Annotated in this window: 19 protein-coding genes and 1 other RNA gene; 10 read left to right on the top strand and 10 right to left on the bottom strand. The window is 53.4% G+C overall.

Going from position 1 to position 16,118, the window contains the following annotated elements; translation table 11 throughout:
• Nucleotides 1–206: 206 nt before the first annotated feature.
• Nucleotides 207–570: a transfer-messenger RNA gene (ssrA, locus tag HV340_RS16990) on the bottom strand.
• Nucleotides 571–659: 89 nt separating this feature from the next.
• On the bottom strand, nucleotides 660–1,142 hold the full coding sequence (smpB, locus tag HV340_RS16985; RefSeq protein WP_181216102.1) for an SsrA-binding protein SmpB: 483 nt from the start codon (nucleotides 1,140–1,142) through the stop codon (nucleotides 660–662).
• A gap of 156 nt (nucleotides 1,143–1,298) precedes the next feature.
• Here smpB and HV340_RS16980 point away from each other — a divergent pair, with 156 nt between their 5' ends.
• Nucleotides 1,299–1,736: a type II toxin-antitoxin system RatA family toxin gene (locus HV340_RS16980; protein ID WP_024908332.1), complete on the top strand. Its 438-nt coding sequence runs from the start codon at nucleotides 1,299–1,301 to the stop codon at nucleotides 1,734–1,736.
• The gene (locus tag HV340_RS16975) at nucleotides 1,726–2,013 is read left to right on the top strand and encodes an RnfH family protein (protein ID WP_032680464.1); all 288 of its coding nucleotides are present in this window, start codon (nucleotides 1,726–1,728) and stop codon (nucleotides 2,011–2,013) included. The genes HV340_RS16980 and HV340_RS16975 overlap by 11 nt, the downstream gene beginning before the upstream one ends.
• Before the next feature lie 99 nt (nucleotides 2,014–2,112).
• Here HV340_RS16975 and bamE read toward each other — a convergent pair whose 3' ends face one another.
• The 3 genes from bamE to nadK form a co-directional block, all read right to left on the bottom strand.
• The gene (bamE, locus tag HV340_RS16970) at nucleotides 2,113–2,451 is read right to left on the bottom strand and encodes an outer membrane protein assembly factor BamE (protein WP_014171256.1); all 339 of its coding nucleotides are present in this window, start codon (nucleotides 2,449–2,451) and stop codon (nucleotides 2,113–2,115) included.
• A 138-nt stretch (nucleotides 2,452–2,589) separates the two neighbouring features.
• Nucleotides 2,590–4,251: a DNA repair protein RecN gene (gene recN, locus HV340_RS16965; protein ID WP_059306131.1), complete on the bottom strand. Its 1,662-nt coding sequence runs from the start codon at nucleotides 4,249–4,251 to the stop codon at nucleotides 2,590–2,592.
• Nucleotides 4,252–4,336: 85 nt separating this feature from the next.
• Entirely contained in the window at nucleotides 4,337–5,215 is an 879-nt protein-coding gene (gene nadK, locus HV340_RS16960; RefSeq protein ID WP_020883909.1) for an NAD(+) kinase, read from the bottom strand.
• A gap of 122 nt (nucleotides 5,216–5,337) precedes the next feature.
• Here nadK and grpE point away from each other — a divergent pair, with 122 nt between their 5' ends.
• Nucleotides 5,338–5,931, top strand: coding sequence for a nucleotide exchange factor GrpE (gene grpE / locus HV340_RS16955; RefSeq protein ID WP_020883911.1), 594 nt, complete (start codon nucleotides 5,338–5,340; stop codon nucleotides 5,929–5,931).
• Nucleotides 5,932–5,982: 51 nt separating this feature from the next.
• On the opposite strand, the gene HV340_RS16950 is transcribed toward grpE, so the two are convergent.
• Nucleotides 5,983–7,269, bottom strand: a complete 1,287-nt coding sequence (locus tag HV340_RS16950; protein WP_032670206.1) for an HlyC/CorC family transporter — start codon at nucleotides 7,267–7,269, stop codon at nucleotides 5,983–5,985.
• Nucleotides 7,270–7,287: 18 nt separating this feature from the next.
• Entirely contained in the window at nucleotides 7,288–8,079 is a 792-nt protein-coding gene (locus HV340_RS16945) for an inner membrane protein YpjD (protein WP_003863130.1), read from the bottom strand.
• Between the two features lie 166 nt (nucleotides 8,080–8,245).
• Here HV340_RS16945 and ffh point away from each other — a divergent pair, with 166 nt between their 5' ends.
• The 7 genes from ffh (at nucleotide 8,246) to HV340_RS16910 (ending at nucleotide 13,735) form a co-directional block, all read left to right on the top strand.
• Nucleotides 8,246–9,607, top strand: coding sequence for a signal recognition particle protein (gene ffh / locus HV340_RS16940; RefSeq protein WP_014171250.1), 1,362 nt, complete (start codon nucleotides 8,246–8,248; stop codon nucleotides 9,605–9,607).
• A gap of 190 nt (nucleotides 9,608–9,797) precedes the next feature.
• The gene (gene rpsP, locus HV340_RS16935) at nucleotides 9,798–10,046 is read left to right on the top strand and encodes a 30S ribosomal protein S16 (RefSeq protein WP_014171249.1); all 249 of its coding nucleotides are present in this window, start codon (nucleotides 9,798–9,800) and stop codon (nucleotides 10,044–10,046) included.
• A gap of 15 nt (nucleotides 10,047–10,061) precedes the next feature.
• Nucleotides 10,062–10,601, top strand: coding sequence for a ribosome maturation factor RimM (rimM, locus tag HV340_RS16930; RefSeq protein ID WP_032670210.1), 540 nt, complete (start codon nucleotides 10,062–10,064; stop codon nucleotides 10,599–10,601).
• A 31-nt stretch (nucleotides 10,602–10,632) separates the two neighbouring features.
• Complete coding sequence (trmD, locus tag HV340_RS16925; RefSeq protein ID WP_014171247.1) at nucleotides 10,633–11,400, top strand: tRNA (guanosine(37)-N1)-methyltransferase TrmD; 768 nt, start codon at nucleotides 10,633–10,635, stop codon at nucleotides 11,398–11,400.
• A gap of 43 nt (nucleotides 11,401–11,443) precedes the next feature.
• A complete protein-coding gene (gene rplS / locus HV340_RS16920; protein WP_002914145.1) occupies nucleotides 11,444–11,791 on the top strand; it encodes a 50S ribosomal protein L19 in 348 nt (115 codons plus the stop codon).
• A gap of 131 nt (nucleotides 11,792–11,922) precedes the next feature.
• Nucleotides 11,923–12,327 carry a DUF2946 domain-containing protein gene (locus HV340_RS16915; protein ID WP_059306897.1) on the top strand — a complete coding sequence of 135 codons (405 nt, stop codon included), beginning with the start codon at nucleotides 11,923–11,925 and terminating at the stop codon, nucleotides 12,325–12,327.
• Nucleotides 12,328–12,364: 37 nt separating this feature from the next.
• Nucleotides 12,365–13,735, top strand: a complete 1,371-nt coding sequence (locus tag HV340_RS16910; protein ID WP_059306898.1) for a PepSY-associated TM helix domain-containing protein — start codon at nucleotides 12,365–12,367, stop codon at nucleotides 13,733–13,735.
• A 2-nt stretch (nucleotides 13,736–13,737) separates the two neighbouring features.
• On the opposite strand, the gene HV340_RS16905 is transcribed toward HV340_RS16910, so the two are convergent.
• Genes HV340_RS16905 through HV340_RS16895 form a run of 3 tightly spaced genes read right to left on the bottom strand, consistent with a single transcriptional unit; the run spans nucleotide 13,738 to nucleotide 15,937 of the window.
• A complete protein-coding gene (locus tag HV340_RS16905) occupies nucleotides 13,738–14,223 on the bottom strand; it encodes an OmpA family protein (protein ID WP_014171244.1) in 486 nt (161 codons plus the stop codon).
• 12 nt (nucleotides 14,224–14,235) lie between these two features.
• Complete coding sequence (gene dgcN, locus HV340_RS16900) at nucleotides 14,236–15,456, bottom strand: diguanylate cyclase DgcN (protein ID WP_047366092.1); 1,221 nt, start codon at nucleotides 15,454–15,456, stop codon at nucleotides 14,236–14,238.
• The gene (locus HV340_RS16895) at nucleotides 15,449–15,937 is read right to left on the bottom strand and encodes a YfiR family protein (RefSeq protein WP_072255871.1); all 489 of its coding nucleotides are present in this window, start codon (nucleotides 15,935–15,937) and stop codon (nucleotides 15,449–15,451) included. The genes dgcN and HV340_RS16895 overlap by 8 nt, the downstream gene beginning before the upstream one ends.
• Nucleotides 15,938–16,118: the final 181 nt, after the last annotated feature.

Genomic DNA, 16,118 nt, shown 5'->3' with positions numbered 1-16,118 from the left:
AGGCGAGCGGAGCACGAAAGGGGATGTGTTTTTGTTACCCTTAGTTACAAATAGAAAAACCCCAGACCGTGAGATCTGGGGTTCTTTTAAAGTGCACGTGCATTTCACGTGCATTTTTTTGTCTTTTCTCGGTCTGAGCTCTGTCTGGTCAGAGTCCGTAAGTAGCTGTTTTTATTGCCACTGTCCGGTTGCAGTCCTATCAAAAGTGGTGGAGCTGGCGGGAGTTGAACCCGCGTCCGAAATTTCTACATCCTCGGTACTACATGCTTAGTTTGTCTTTACATTCGCACGCCAGCTGCGAACAAACACGCCACTAACGTACTAGCCTGATTAGTTTTAACGCTTCAACCCCAGGCAGGGCTTCCACGCGATCTCTTTTGGGTTTGACCTCTCTTGAATCCCCGTCTTAAGAGCGGAAGCTAGGGAGAGAGGGCTCAGAGCAGGTTATTAAGCTGCTAAAGCGTAGTTTTCGTCGTTTGCGACTATTTTTTTGCGGCTTTTTACGAGGCAAACCGCCCCTCGGCATGCACCTTGGGTTTCGCAAATCCCGTCGAATCCAGAATCAGCCCCAATAGTGTTGAACTGAGTATACCAGATTTTACATCCTGGATACCAGCCCGGAACGCTAACTTATTGAATAGTACAATAAGTGCGCAGAATCAACGTCCTGCGTTTTTCATAATACGTGCTTTGTCGAGCTGCCATTCGCGCTCTTTCAGATCGGTACGTTTGTCGTGCTGTTTTTTACCCTTCGCGACGCCAACTTTCACTTTGCACCAGGCATTTTTCCAGTACAGCGACAGGGCAACCACAGTGAAGCCTTCACGGTTAATGCGCCCATAAAGGGACTCCAGTTCACGCTTGTTCAGCAGCAGCTTACGGGTACGCGTTGGGTCACACACGTAGTGTGACGAGGCGACGGTCAGCGGCGTGAAGTTGGCACCGAACAGGAAGGCTTCGCCATCTTTCAGGATAACGTAACTATCACCGATATTGGCTTTCCCGGCGCGCAGCGATTTTACTTCCCAGCCCTGCAATGCAATGCCAGCTTCGAATTCTTCTTCAATAAAATACTCGTGGCGAGCACGCTTGTTGAGCGCAATGGTCGCCGAGCCTGGTTTATGTGCTTTTTTCTTCGTCATAAGTATCGTAAAGCCATCGGTAATCTGATTTCAAAAAGTCACCTCATTGCGTCCTGTGAGGTCTAACGCGCTATATTAGCACGAGATGAGGCTTAGCGTTTTTTTAACAGGTGATAAATGTTATTATTTGTCGGTTGTGTGACCATGGGAAATGCTATGCCTCAGATTAGCCGTACTGCGCTTGTTCCATACAGCGCGGAACAAATGTATCAGTTAGTGAACGACGTTCAGTCTTATCCAGAGTTTATTCCGGGATGTACCGGGAGCCGAGTGCTGGAGTCTGGCCCGACGCAGATGACGGCAGCGGTCGATGTCTCCAAAGCGGGGATCAGCAAGACGTTCACCACCCGCAATACGCTGACGAGCAATCAGAGTATTTTGATGCATCTGGTAGATGGTCCGTTTAAAACCCTGATGGGTGGCTGGAAGTTTACCCCCCTCAGCGCTGATGCCTGTCGCATCGAGTTCCAGCTGGACTTTGAGTTTACCAATAAACTGATTGAGCTGGCGTTTGGCCGCATCTTTAAAGAGCTGGCCTCGAATATGGTTCAGGCGTTCACGACCCGCGCCAAAGAGGTTTACAGTGTCGCATAAGATAGCTGTCGAGGTGGTGTATGCGCTGCCGGAGAAGCAATATCTGCAGCGTGTGATGCTGGAAGAAGGTGCGACCGTTGAGGCGGCTATTCGCGCTTCTGGCATCCTTGAGCTTCGTCGTGACATCGACCTGGCGAAAAATAAAGTCGGCATTTACAGCCGTCCGGTCAAACTGGCTGATGTGGTGAATGAGGGTGACAGGGTCGAAATTTATCGCCCGCTGATTGCCGACCCGAAAGAGCTGCGTCGCCAGCGTGCGGAGAAATCGGGTAAGTAGTTCGCTCTTCACCTTAAGCCTGATCTCAAAGGGGCGAGGGGGATGAAGGAAAACAAAAAAGGTGCTCATTGAGCACCTTTTTGCGTCTCTGACACCTGATTATTTGGTCAGGGCAGGCTTGTTGTCGATGTTGGTCAACACACCGGCGCTGCTGAAGGTCAGCGTCAGGGTCTGCTGGGACGCGTCTTCATGGCCCGGCTGCTGACGGAATACATAGAACCAGGTGTTTGTGCCGAACGGATCGGACATCATTGGGGTTCCAAGTGCATAAGCGACCTGCTGTTGTGTCATCCCCACACGGATTTTGGACACATCGTTAGGGGTAAGGTAGTTCCCCTGGTTGATGTCAGGACGGTAAACCACTTTCTCCAGAGTGGAACAGCCTGCGGTCAACATCAGAAGAACCGCTGCGGCAGCGGTCAGCATTTTACAACGCATAGTGATTTGATTCCTTTTCGGGCCCGAGCAGAACGCGGCTCATATGTTATATGCCGATGATAATAGACCTTGCCCCACTTTGAAACCGGTCTGGCGGCGTTTTTGTTGTTCTCTATGACCCTGAGATCCCGAAAAAGTTTATGCCGCCAGCAGTTCTTTCGCGTTCGCGAGCGTATTTCGCGTGACTTCACTGCCGCCCAGCAGGCGTGCCAGCTCCTGCAGACGTGCGCGTTTATCCAGTGGCTTCATGTGCGTTTCCGTCATTTCACCGTCAGTTTCTTTGCTGACGATAAAGTGATGATGACCACACCCGGCCACCTGCGGCAGGTGGGTAACACACATGACCTGCGTTGATTCACCCAACTGGCGCAACAGTTTGCCGACGACTGCCGCTGTTGGGCCGCTGATCCCCACATCCACTTCATCGAAAATCAGCGCCGGGGTTTCCATTTTACGTGCGGTAATCACCTGAATCGCGAGCGCGATACGCGACAGTTCACCGCCGGAAGCCACTTTAGAGATGGGCTGCAACGGCTGCCCCGGGTTGGTGGTGACGCGGAATTCGATACGGTCCGCACCTTCCGCCGTCAGATGGTTCTCTTCGAAACGGACATCGATGGTGAATACGCCGTGCGGCATCGCCAGCGTGTGCATGCTGTCGGTGATGTGCTGGCTCAGTTCCTGGGCGTAATGTTGACGGATCTCATGCAGCTGTTTCGCCGTCGTCAGCGCCTGTTCATGGTGCAGGTTCACCGCCAGTGACAGGGTTTCCAGCGAGTCAGCCTGATCGTCAAGCTGCTGTTGTTCATCAAGCAGGGACTGATAGTAGCCAGGCAGCTCTTCTGGCATAACGTGGTGCTTGCGCGCCAGCGAGATCTGACGGGAGATGCGTTGCTCCAGCTCAAACAGACGGTTCGGGTCGAGATCCAGACGTTCACAGTAGTGGCGAAGTTCGTCACTGGCTTCTGAAATCTGAATCGCGGCCTCTTCCAGCATATCCAGTACGCCAGAGAGTTTGCTGTCCATGCCAGCCAGCTCGGTGATGAGCTGACGAACATTATACAGCTGGCTCTGCAGGTTCACGTCTTCACCGTCAGCCAGCATGTTAAGGGCATTCTGGCTGGTTGAGAGCAGGTGACCGCTGTTAGCCAGGCGCTTGTACTCTTCGTCGATAAGCTCAAATTCACCCGCCTGCGGGCTAAATTCGTTGAGTTCTTTAAGCTGGTATTCCAGAAGCTCAGCACGGGCGGCACGCTCCTGGCTTTGCTGCTGGTGCTGGGCAAGCTCACGGCAGCTTTGATGCCACTGGCGATAGTGCTCCGCCATGAGCTGAGTAAGTGCGTACTCACCTGCATAGCCATCAAGCAGCGTTTTCTGCTGCTCCGGTTTAATGAGTTGCTGGTGCGCGTGCTGGCCGTGGATCTGAATGAGTAACTGGCCGAGCTCGCGAAGCTGGGAAAGCGGGACTGCAGTGCCGTTGATAAAGCCGCGGGAACGACCATCGCTGCTGATAACGCGACGAAGTAAACACTCACGTCCGTCTTCCAGCTGGTTCTCTTCCAACCAGCGCAGGGCAGCAGGGGTATCTTTCAGGGAGAAGCGAGCGCAGAGATCGGCACGGTTTGCGCCCCTGCGCACCATGTCACCTTCTGCACGGCCGCCGAGGCACAAGCCGAGGGCATCTATGGCAATGGATTTACCCGCACCGGTTTCCCCGGTGATCGCCGTCATGCCGCTGTGGAAATCGATCTCAAGCTCACGAACTATGGCAAAGTTGCTGATGGTCAGTTGTGCCAGCATAATTGTTTTCCTGTATGAAAAACCATAACTGTGTTTTCATACAGTATAAACTGGTTTTATATACAGTAAAGTACTGGATGCAAAATCAGAACAATTTTTTTGACCAGCCAAGCTTCGAGCTTAATGTATTGAAATAGCTGTAATCTTTCGGGTGAATAAGATTCAGGTGGTAATCACACCGACGAATGAGAACATCTTCACCTTCCTGAATAGGCAGCGCAATCTGGCTGTCGCAGCTGATCTCCAGATCGTTACGGCGGTGCGAGAAACGCAGACGAATGGTGCTGCTGCTGTTGATCACCAGCGGACGCGCGGAGAGCGTGTGCGGGAACATCGGCACCAGAGTGATGGCATCCAGTGAAGGGGTGAGGATCGGGCCACCCGCAGAGAGCGAGTAGGCAGTCGACCCTGTCGGCGTGGAGATAATCAGCCCGTCAGAACGCTGCGAGAAGGCGAAGATTTCGTCGATATAGACTTCGAACTCAATCATGTGCGCCACTTTGCCGGGATGGAGCACTACTTCGTTAATCGCGGTGCTGATGCGCTTCTGGCAGTCCTGCTGACACACCTGCGCTTCCAGCAAAAAGCGTTTTTCGCTGATATAATGACCTTCCAGCACGTCGGCCAGCTGCTGCTGGGCGTTGTCCGGATCGAGGTCGGTCAGAAAGCCGAGATTGCCGCGGTTGATACCAATGACCTTGATGTCATAACGCGCGAGCGTTCGGGCCGCGCCGAGCATATTGCCGTCGCCACCGACCACCACGGCGAGATCCGCCTGCTGGCCAATTTCCGCCAGCGTGCCGGTTTTGACGCTCTTCAGCTGCAGCTCCTGGGCAATCTGCTGCTCGACCATCACTTCATAGCCTTTGCTACACAGCCAGCGATACAACATTTCATGTGTCGTCAATGCGGTAGGGTGACGCGGATGCCCGACGATCCCAATACACCTGAAATGATTATTCATTTTCTGGAGGTCCTTGTGCCTGATGAATGATGACAATCTGTCTTGTTCCCTTGAATCCCGGAAACTGATCCCCATAATAAGCGAAGTTAGCGATATGAATGCAGAAAAACGCGGAGAAATTCATGAGTAGTAAAGAACAGAAAACGCCTGAGGGGCAAGCCCCTGAAGAAATTATCACGGAACAGCACGATGATGTTGAGGCTGTAGAGCCGGACGCATCTGCTGAGCAGGTGGACCCGCGCGATGAAAAAATTGCGAATCTGGAAGCTCAGCTGGTAGAAGCACAGAATCGCGAACGCGACAGTGTTCTGCGCATCAAGGCGGAAATGGAAAACCTGCGCCGTCGTACCGAGCAGGACGTTGAGAAGGCGCATAAATTTGCGCTGGAGAAATTTATCAACGAACTGCTGCCGGTGATTGATAGCCTGGATCGCGCACTGGAAGTGGCTGATAAAGCTAACCCGGACAACACCGCGATGATCGAAGGTATCGAACTGACGCTGAAATCCATGCTGGATGTGGTACGTAAGTTTGGCGTGGAAGTGGTTGGCGATACCAACGTTCCGCTGGATCCAAACGTGCACCAGGCGATTGCGATGGTGGAATCAGAAGACGTTGAAGCCGGTAAAGTGCTTGGCGTGATGCAGAAAGGTTATACCCTGAACGGTCGTACCATTCGTGCTGCAATGGTTACCGTGGCGAAAGCGAAAGCGTAATTTGCCATCTGTAGTGCCGGGTGGCGGCTTGCGCCGTACCCGGCCTACTCTCTACTCAGCAATACTTTCCCGAATCGGTTTTACCGGCAGGACTTTCACCTGCTTAATCATATTGTCCTGCACGTCCAGGATATCAATATCGTATTGCTCAATGCGCACCCGCGTGCCCGCCGCCGGGATCTCTTCCAGTGCTTCCAGAATCATCCCGTTTATGGTGCGTGCTTCATCTTCCGGTAAATGCCAGTTAAAGGCTTTATTGAGTTCGCGAATGTTCGCGCTACCGTCGATCAGCACCGAGCCGTCGTTCTGCGGGGTGACTTCTTCCGCAAGGGAAGGGGACATTGAGGTGGTAAAGTCGCCGACAATCTCTTCCAGAATATCTTCAACCGTCACCAGCCCCTGAATATCCCCGTACTCATTAACCACCAGGCCGACCTTCTTCTTGTTACGCTGGAACTTCACCAGCTGGGTGCTGAGCGGCGTTCCTTCCGGCACGTAATAAATTTCGTCGGCGGCGCGGAGCATCACCTCTTTGGTGAACTCTTTTTTCTCGGTCATCAGACGATAAGCTTCACGCACGCGCAGCATGCTGATGGCATCGTCCAGAGAGTCGCGGTACAGCACGATACGCCCGTGCGGGGAGTGGGTCAGCTGGCGGACGATGGCTTTCCAGTCGTCATTGATATCAATGCCGACGATCTCATTACGCGGCACCATGATGTCGTTAACGCTGACCTTTTCCAGATCCAGTACCGACAGCAGCATGTCCTGATTACGCCGGGAGATCTGCGAGCGTGATTCATGCACGATGGTGCGCAGCTCTTCTTTGCTGAGCGCGCTGCTGATGGTGACGTCTGCTTTGATACCGATCATCCGCATCAGAACACGCGTCACCATGTTCAGTAACCAGACCAGCGGCATCATCAGGATCAGCAGCGGTGCCAGCAGGAAGCTGCTGGGGTAGGCCACTTTTTCCGGGTAGAGCGCGGCGATGGTTTTAGGCAGCACTTCTGCAAACACCAGCACCACAAACGTTAGCACACCGGTGGCAATGGCGACGCCGGCGTTGCCGTACAGGCGCATCCCAACGATGGTACCGAGCGCAGAGGCAAGAATGTTGACGAGGTTGTTACCGATGAGCACCAGACTGATCAGACGATCCGGTTGACGCAGCAGTTTTTCGACGCGACGGGCGGCACGGTTACCCTGCTTAGCACGATGACGTAACCGGTAGCGGTTTAAGGTCATCATGCCGGTTTCCGAGCCGGAGAAATAGGCGGAGATGACCACCATCACGATCAGCGTAATGATCAGCGTGGTGGTAGAGATGTGTTCCAGGGGGAACTCCTTTGTTACTTAGCCAGCAAATTGCTGTATGAAGCGGCTGCCAAAATAGGCAAGGGTGAGAATGCCCGCGCCCGCGACGTTGAACCAGACCACGCGACGACCGCGCCAGCCTTCATGATAATGGCCCCATAACAGGACAATATAGACAAACCACGCGATGATGGAGAGGACCGCTTTATCGATATTCTCCACGCTGAACAGGTTTTTCATATAAAACAGGCCCGTGCACAGCGTTAACGTCAGCAGCACGACACCGACCTGCGTGATGTGGAACATCTTACGCTCAATCACCATCAGCGGCGGCATCTCATGGTTAAAGGCCAGCTTTTTGTTTTTCAGCTGATAGTCAATCCAGGCGAGCTGCATGGCATAGAGCGCGGCGATAATCAGCGTTGCGTAAGCGAAGAGTGACAGGCCGATATGCACCAGCATTCCCGGCGTCGCTTCCAGATGCGTAATAAACTCATTGGGCATAAACGTGGCCAGGGCCAGGTTAATCAGCGCGAAGGCATACACAATCGGCAGTAGCAGCCAGCCGCGGTTTTTAGAGGCGACAATGGTCATCACCGTACAGATCATCAGGCTGACCAACGAGCCGACGTTGAGCACGCTCAGGTTCTGTACGCTGCCATCGCCGGGGATAATGCGCGATTCCAGCGCGAACGCATGGCTTATCAGTGCGATCACCGCCGAAAGAATAGCCATGCGTCGCCAGCCGCTGTTTTTTTGCAGCAGTCCAGGAATGATCAGCGCGAGGCTGACAGAGTAGGCAACAAGGGCGATCAGTGCGAAAACAGGCATATAGGCATCGACAGTTGTCTTAATAAGAAAGAGAAGCAGTATAACGTTACGTGACGCCTGCTCCAACCGTTGCATAACAACAAAGCCGCCTTCATGTTATACTCCGGCAAAATTCTGTGTATGTGTCGCTGCCAGCGACCCAACGTTTCTACTCAGGCGAGAGACAATGTTTGATAATTTAACCGATCGTTTGTCGCGCACGCTGCGCAACATCAGCGGCCGCGGACGCCTTACCGAAGACAACATCAAGGAAACGCTGCGCGAAGTGCGCATGGCGCTGCTGGAAGCAGACGTCGCGTTGCCGGTTGTTCGTGATTTTATCAACCGCGTTAAAGAGAAGGCGGTTGGTCATGAAGTTAACAAGAGCCTGACCCCGGGTCAGGAGTTCGTCAAAATCGTTCGTAACGAACTGGTTTCGGCGATGGGCGAAGAGAACCAGGTGCTTAACCTGGCGGCACAGCCACCGGCCGTCGTGCTGATGGCGGGCCTGCAGGGTGCGGGTAAAACCACCAGTGTGGGTAAGCTGGGTAAATTCCTGCGTGAAAAGCACAAGAAAAAAGTGCTGGTCGTTTCTGCGGACGTCTATCGCCCGGCGGCGATTAAACAGCTGGAAACCCTGGCGCAGCAGGTCAGCGTGGATTTCTTCCCGTCTGACGTTGCCCAGAAGCCTGTCGACATCGTTAACGCGGCGCTGAAAGAGGCGAAGCTGAAATTCTACGACGTGCTGCTGGTGGATACCGCCGGTCGTCTGCACGTTGACGAAGCGATGATGGATGAGATCAAACAGGTGCATGCCGCTATCAATCCGGTAGAGACCCTGTTTGTTGTTGACGCCATGACCGGTCAGGATGCGGCGAACACCGCGAAAGCGTTTAACGAAGCGCTGCCGTTAACCGGCGTAGTGCTGACCAAAGTGGACGGTGACGCCCGCGGCGGTGCGGCGCTTTCGATTCGTCATATCACCGGCAAGCCGATTAAATTCCTCGGTGTGGGTGAGAAAACCGAAGCGCTGGAGCCGTTCCACCCGGACCGTATCGCCTCCCGTATCCTCGGCATGGGCGACGTGCTGTCCCTTATCGAAGATATCGAGAGCAAGGTTGACCGCGCCCAGGCTGAGAAGCTGGCCAGCAAGCTGAAAAAAGGCGACGGCTTTGACCTGACCGATTTCCTTGAGCAGCTGCGTCAGATGAAAAACATGGGCGGCATGGCAAGCCTGATGGGCAAACTGCCGGGCATGGGCCAGATCCCTGACAACGTAAAAGCGCAGATGGATGACAAGGTGCTGGTGCGTATGGAGGCGATCATCAACTCGATGACCCTCAAGGAACGTGCTAACCCGGACATCATCAAAGGGTCCCGCAAACGCCGTATCGCAGCCGGTTGCGGCATGCAGGTGCAGGACGTAAACCGTCTTCTGAAACAGTTCGACGACATGCAGCGCATGATGAAGAAAATGAAGAAAGGCGGCATGGCGAAGATGATGCGTGGCATGAAGGGCATGATGCCGCCAGGATTCCCTGGCCGTTAATCGCCAGGCTGTTGGCTATTTTGATGCCGGGGTGTGCCCGAAAAGCGCACCCTGGCCGTGTTTTGCAGCAGAGTTTTAACTGCTGATTGCATTTTCCCCAGAAATCAGTAAAATTTTCGGGCTTTTAATATGACACCCGGGCTCCGTTCCTCGATGGGGCCCGGTTGTTTTATTCACACAAGAGGATGTTATGGTAACTATTCGTTTAGCACGTCACGGCGCTAAAAAGCGTCCGTTCTACCAGGTTGTTGTTACTGACAGCCGTAATGCACGCAACGGTCGCTTCATTGAGCGCGTTGGTTTCTTCAACCCGATCGCTTCTGGTTCTGAAGAAGAAACCCGTCTGGATCTGGATCGTATCGCTCACTGGGTTGGCCAGGGCGCTACTGTTTCCGATCGCGTTGCTACGCTGATCAAAGCAGCAAACAAAGCAGCTTAATCTGTCACGGTGGTCATGATGAGCAATAAAGCACCTGTTGAACCGATTGTATTGGGCAAAATGGGTTCTTGCTACGGTATTCGTGGTTGGCTCAGAGTGTTTTCCTCCACTGAAGACGCTGATAGCATTTTTAATTACCAGCCCTGGTTTATCCAGAAAGCCGGTAAGTGGGAAGAGGTCGAGCTGGAAAGCTGGCGTCACCACAATCAGGACATCATCATCAAGCTGAAAGGCATTGACGATCGTGATGCCGCGAATGCACTGACTAATTGTGAAATTATCGTGGATTCGTCGCAGTTGCCGCAGCTGGAAGAGGGCGACTACTACTGGAAAGACCTTATGGGTTGCCAGGTGGTCACCACTGAAGGTTATAGCCTGGGGAAAGTCATCGACATGATGGAAACCGGGTCAAATGACGTTCTCGTCATTAGGGCAAACCTGAAAGATGCATTTGGCATCAAGGAGCGGTTGGTTCCGTTCCTCGATGGACAGGTTATCAAGAAAGTCGATCTCGCTACTCAAACGATTGAAGTAGATTGGGATCCTGGTTTTTAAATTCTCCGGATAAACGGTAAAAGACGGCGCTATGTGGATTGGCATAATTAGCCTGTTTCCTGAAATGTTCCGCGCGATTACCGATTACGGGGTAACTGGCCGGGCAGTAAAGAATGGCCTGCTGAACATCCAGAGCTGGAGTCCTCGTGACTTTACGCATGACCGGCACCGTACCGTGGACGATCGTCCTTACGGCGGCGGACCGGGGATGTTAATGATGGTGCAACCCTTACGGGACGCCATTCACACAGCAAAAGCCGCGGCAGGTGAAGGCGCGAAGGTGATTTATCTGTCACCTCAGGGACGCAAGCTTGATCAAGCGGGTGTCAGCGAACTGGCGACGAATCAAAAATTGATTCTGGTCTGTGGTCGCTACGAAGGGATAGATGAGCGCGTAATTCAAACCGAGATTGACGAAGAATGGTCTATCGGCGATTACGTACTCAGCGGTGGTGAGTTACCAGCGATGACGCTGATTGACTCCGTTGCCCGGTTCATTCCGGGTGTACTGGGCCATGAAGCTTCGGCAACGGAAGATTCCTTTGCTGATGGGTTGCTGGACTGTCCACACTATACTCGTCCTGAAGTGTTAGAAGGGATGGAAGTACCGGCGGTGTTACTGTCAGGAAACCATGCTGAGATACGTCGCTGGCGTTTGAAGCAGTCGCTGGGCCGAACCTGGCTTAGAAGACCTGAACTTCTGGAAAACCTGGCTCTGACTGAAGAGCAAGCAAAGTTGCTGGCCGAGTTCAAAAAAGAACACGCGCAACAGCAGCATGAACATGATGGGAATGCGTAATACGCTCCCGAATATCAGTTTACCCAGGATAAGAGATTAAATTATGAGCAACATTATTAAGCAACTTGAACAAGAGCAGATGAAGCAGGACGTACCTTCCTTCCGTCCAGGTGACACCGTGGAAGTGAAAGTATGGGTTGTTGAAGGTTCCAAAAAACGTCTGCAGGCATTCGAGGGCGTGGTTATCGCTATTCGTAACCGCGGTCTGCACTCTGCATTCACTGTTCGTAAAATTTCCAACGGCGAAGGCGTTGAGCGTGTCTTCCAGACTCACTCTCCGGTAGTTGACAGCATTGCTGTTAAACGTCGTGGTGCTGTACGTAAAGCTAAACTGTACTACCTGCGTGAGCGTACTGGTAAGTCTGCTCGTATTAAAGAGCGTCTGAACTAAGATTCGCTTAAGCGACATCCTGTTAAAAAGGGCTGGCCGAAAGGCTGGCCCTTTTTTATTCCATCGCACCTCTCGCATTAACCCTTTCGTCATAAATCATTTACAATGCTGGCCTCTTAACGGGAGGGAAAGTGGATAACGTACTGCATCGGCATAACTGGAAACGCGCAGCGGCTTTAACCGCGCTGTTTGCGATCCTGCTGATCGTGGTTGCGCCGCTTATCTCCATCTCGCTGCAAAAAGATCCCATGAGCGCCATGCCGGGAATGCATCATGACATGAGCATGATGTCGATGGATGAGCTCCATGGCGATATGCCGCACTCGATGCCCGTCGACCATGCGGAAGCGTGTGGCTACTGTGTACTGTTAGCGCATGTGCCGGGCATGATGCTGGCGCTGATTGTATTGCTCAGTGTGGTACTGCAAAGGAGTCGCGTTACACCGCCGCAACCGCCGGTCAGCCACTGGCACTTTTTCCCCTGGCTCTTTCCTGATACCCGCGCGCCGCCGCGGCAGTCTGCTTTTTCCCTTTAAAAAAAATCGATAACTTTTTGCCTTAAAAAGGAAAAGTATGACTACCTGCACTCCGCGCGCGGCATGGGGAAACCTGCTGCGTCGACTCCATTTCTATGTCGGGCTGTTTGTTGGCCCGTTTATCTTCTTCGCCGCGCTGACCGGTACGCTGTATGTGGCGACGCCGCAGCTGGAAAACACGCTCTACCGGCACGCGTTACACACGGATTCGGTGGGAGAGGCACGGCCTCTGGCCGAGCAGATTGCCGTGGCGGAAAAAGCCGTGGGTTCAGATCTGCGTCTGCATGCCGTTCGTCCGGGGCTGGTTGACGGTGATACTACCCGCGTGATGTTCGCTGACCCGGCGCTTGGCCCGTCGGAGAACCGCGCTATCTTTGTGGATCCCGTAAGCCTTGAGGTGCGGGGCGATATGACGGTGTACGGCACGAGTGGCATTCTGCCGTTGCGCCAGACCATCGATTATCTGCACACCTCGTTGATGCTTGGCGATGTCGGGCGTCTCTATAGCGAGCTGGCCGCCTCCTGGATGTGGGTTGCCGCGCTGGGTGGAATCGCCCTGTGGTTTTACACCCGACCAAAACGTCGGATGAACAACCGTTTCCAGAACCGCCGTCGTGTGCATGTGGCACTGGGCTGGGTGTTGCTGGGGGGAATGTTATTGTTCTCAGCGACAGGCCTGACGTGGTCTCAGTGGGCGGGCGGTAACGTGGATACACTGCGTGCCCGGATGAACTGGCTTACGCCGCAGGTCAATACTACGCTCTCCGGTGCGCCTGCCATCATGGACGAGCACGCTGAGCACCGGGGGCATCATAGCGGGATGATGATGCCCGCGATGGTGATGGATCCGACGCTTTTTGATGACGTCCTGCATGCCGCCCGCACGGCGGGTATAGATGCCAGCAAGCTCGAAATCCGCCCGGCGAAAACGGCTGAACAGGCCTGGACCGTGACGGAAATCGATCGCAGCTGGCCGACTCAGGTCGACGCGGTGTCGGTCGATCCGCACTCCCTGCACATTCTGGACAGAACCCGGTTTGAAGATTTCCCCTTAATGGCAAAACTGACCCGCTGGGGCGTGGATTTCCACATGGGGATCTTGTTTGGGCTGGCCAATCAGCTGTTGCTGATCGCGTTCGGTATTGCCCTGTGCGTGCTGATCGTCTGGGGATACCGGATGTGGTGGATGCGTCGTCCGGCGCAATCGGTCGTGAACCCGGTTCAGACGCTCTGTCAGAGCTGGCTGGCGCTATCGGGATGGGGAAGAGCCGTCACGGCGATGGTGAGTGTCCTGCTGGGGCTGGCGATGCCGGTGATGGGGGTGAGTCTGGCCCTGTTTGTGCTGGGCGACTGGCTGCGCTGGCGAGCGGCAACAGGCGTGTCGCTCGCAGAATCATCGGTTAAATAACCTTATGGCGTGCTGATAACCACCGCAACCCGGCGGTTTTCAGCGCGCCCTTTTGCAGTACTGTTGCTCGCAACAGGGTATTTTTTGCCTAACCCCTGCGTGGTGAGGTTGCTGCGCGGGATATTGGCTCCCTTCGCCCAGGCGTCGGCTACCGCATTTGCACGTTTCAATGACAGCGCTTCGTTGTAGCGCTCTTCGCCGTAGTTGTCCGTGTGACCGTCCATACGCGCGTGGTTCAGGCCGGTTGCCGCGAGGCGAGAGGCCATGGTCTTGATCTGCGTTTCACTTTCCGCACGCAGCCTGGCGTCATTTTTATCAAACAGGATGGTATCTGACAGGCCAAGAGACCAGTCGCCGTTCAGTTCGTTAAAACCGTAAGACTTCATCGCCGCAATCTGCTCAGGAGTGAACTTGCCTTGCGGCGGTGACTGGCAACCTGCCAGCACGACTGAGGCTAATAACAACGGCGCGAAGTATCGCTTTAACATATCGTTTCCCTTCTAATTTATCGTTTTAGTACGCTGGTTTTTAACCAGGTACATATTGCGGTCGGCTTTCTCCAGTAATGCTTCCACAGAACCATTCTCCCACGCCAGAGCAAAGCCAATACTGAGTGACATTGATGCTTTTTGCCCGTTATGCAATTCGAACGGGCGGATAAACTGCTGCGATAAGGCAGCACAAAGATGTTGAACCTCAGGCTCTGAATGGACGCCGTACAGCACCATGGCAAACTCGTCGCCGCCAAGGCGGTATGACTGATGGCGCTTATCACCGAACTCGACCATTCTTCTGGCGACTTCAATCAGCACACAGTCTCCTGCCGCGTGTCCCCAGGTGTCATTAATAAACTTAAAATTATCACCGTCGAGGAAGAGCAGGGCCGAGTTTGTTTTTGCTGAGGGGTCATTCATTAATGCCGCGATGCTGTTACGAAACGCCGCACGGTTGGCAAGACCCGTCAGCGGGTCGTGCATGGCGGTGCGTAATAGCTGGGCGTTTTTCGCCTGCAGTTTAAGCTGCCACTCCTCCATTTCATCCAGAAGGCTGTTGAAGTCCTCACCAAACTGGTGAAATTCTTCAATCCGCCCGTCTTTCACCCGTCGGGAGAAGTTACGGTTAGTGCGTACGTCATGAACGACGTCAGTAATGTTTTGCAGCGCTGTAACCATGCCGTGATGTAAGGATTGCGTAATGGTCAGTGCGACCACCGTCGCAAACAGAATACAGCCGGTGAGAACGGCAAACGACATCCAGATGAAGTGGCTTATCAGGCTGTCACGCGCGGTAAGGCGTATTTCGCCAATCGTTGAGCCGTTATGGAATACGGGCTGGGAAATCGGCTCGGGGAAAAGCCAGCGGCTGACCAGTGCGCCCAGAGTGTCGTTGTTATCCGCCGGGTTCCACGACCAGTACGCAAAGCGTTTTTTGTGCACGTTGAGGACTTCAGCCACGGCAAACTGGCCCTGTTTGCCAAGGGCGGCAAGCGTTTCATTGGCTGCCACTGAATCGTTGAACACCAGGGAGGCTTCAAGGCTGTGGCTCATGGTGGCGCCGGTTAATTCGAGATTCTTTTGTGCGTATTGCTTTAATGTCACGACGGAGGCAAAACAGAGGAGCAGCCATATTAATGTCATCGTGATGATGACGCTTATCATGCTGATTCGTCTGAGTGTTCTTTTAAACGTCGGACGTGGCGCTGAAGTGAAATCTTTATCCATGCTGCTTATTCCGTGCGAGCATTAATACATCCGGATTGACTCTCACGCCACTGCGAGTCAGCGCATCCAGATTGACGGAAAACCGGACATGGTTGCGATCAATTATCAGGCAAAAGGCGCTGCCAATAATACATTCCGGATTTTGCTCTGAGATTAATAGCAATGCTCTGCCCTGATACTGACTTATTAATTCACGTTGTTTTATGGGGGATTCCGCCCCGAAATAAATAGCATCACACGTCGCGGACAGGGCTTCCTGATCGTTACGCACAATAACGGGAGTATAAGGTAATTCGCTTTGCCCGTCCTTGCTGGTGAGTGCATGCGTGTAGTGAGAAGAAGCATAAACACAGAGTTTTGGCTGGCCGGAAAGTGACGGCCATCGGGTGTAGCTCACAATACCTGAAACGATCGAACGTACCGATTTATCGGTTTCGGTGAACGTGCCTGCCGCTGCTGGGCCCACCATAAGGAACAGCATTAGCACCAGAGTGAGTCGGAAAAAAGAGATCAAGAATAAATTTCTCACCAGAATCCGCCACTTCGCTCCGGAAATAGATGTCCTTAAGAGTTGTGGGCAGAATACCATTGTTTACCAAAGCCGTCATTATGTCAGAATTTTCCCTGCCTCGACCTAAGCTAAATCCTACACTTTGTTATAT

Origin of the sequence: Enterobacter sp. RHBSTW-00975 (assembly GCF_013615235.1) — a bacterium.
Lineage (GTDB): Bacteria > Pseudomonadota > Gammaproteobacteria > Enterobacterales > Enterobacteriaceae > Enterobacter > Enterobacter ludwigii.
Note: the sequence above shows the minus strand (reverse complement) of the source record. Positions and strands in the feature narration are given on the sequence as shown.

Coding starts and splice junctions, on each gene's coding strand:
- smpB (WP_181216102.1), bottom strand. CDS start 1,142: ATGACGAAGAAAAAAGCACATAAACCAGGCTCGGCGACCATTGCGCTC.
- HV340_RS16905 (WP_014171244.1), bottom strand. CDS start 14,223: ATGTTAAAGCGATACTTCGCGCCGTTGTTATTAGCCTCAGTCGTGCTG.
- rimM (WP_032670210.1), top strand. CDS start 10,062: ATGATGAGCAATAAAGCACCTGTTGAACCGATTGTATTGGGCAAAATG.
- HV340_RS16980 (WP_024908332.1), top strand. CDS start 1,299: ATGCCTCAGATTAGCCGTACTGCGCTTGTTCCATACAGCGCGGAACAA.
- recN (WP_059306131.1), bottom strand. CDS start 4,251: ATGCTGGCACAACTGACCATCAGCAACTTTGCCATAGTTCGTGAGCTT.
- rpsP (WP_014171249.1), top strand. CDS start 9,798: ATGGTAACTATTCGTTTAGCACGTCACGGCGCTAAAAAGCGTCCGTTC.
- HV340_RS16945 (WP_003863130.1), bottom strand. CDS start 8,079: ATGCCTGTTTTCGCACTGATCGCCCTTGTTGCCTACTCTGTCAGCCTC.
- trmD (WP_014171247.1), top strand. CDS start 10,633: ATGTGGATTGGCATAATTAGCCTGTTTCCTGAAATGTTCCGCGCGATT.
- HV340_RS16895 (WP_072255871.1), bottom strand. CDS start 15,937: ATGCTGTTCCTTATGGTGGGCCCAGCAGCGGCAGGCACGTTCACCGAA.
- nadK (WP_020883909.1), bottom strand. CDS start 5,215: ATGAATAATCATTTCAGGTGTATTGGGATCGTCGGGCATCCGCGTCAC.
- rplS (WP_002914145.1), top strand. CDS start 11,444: ATGAGCAACATTATTAAGCAACTTGAACAAGAGCAGATGAAGCAGGAC.
- bamE (WP_014171256.1), bottom strand. CDS start 2,451: ATGCGTTGTAAAATGCTGACCGCTGCCGCAGCGGTTCTTCTGATGTTG.
- HV340_RS16910 (WP_059306898.1), top strand. CDS start 12,365: ATGACTACCTGCACTCCGCGCGCGGCATGGGGAAACCTGCTGCGTCGA.
- ffh (WP_014171250.1), top strand. CDS start 8,246: ATGTTTGATAATTTAACCGATCGTTTGTCGCGCACGCTGCGCAACATC.
- grpE (WP_020883911.1), top strand. CDS start 5,338: ATGAGTAGTAAAGAACAGAAAACGCCTGAGGGGCAAGCCCCTGAAGAA.
- dgcN (WP_047366092.1), bottom strand. CDS start 15,456: ATGGATAAAGATTTCACTTCAGCGCCACGTCCGACGTTTAAAAGAACA.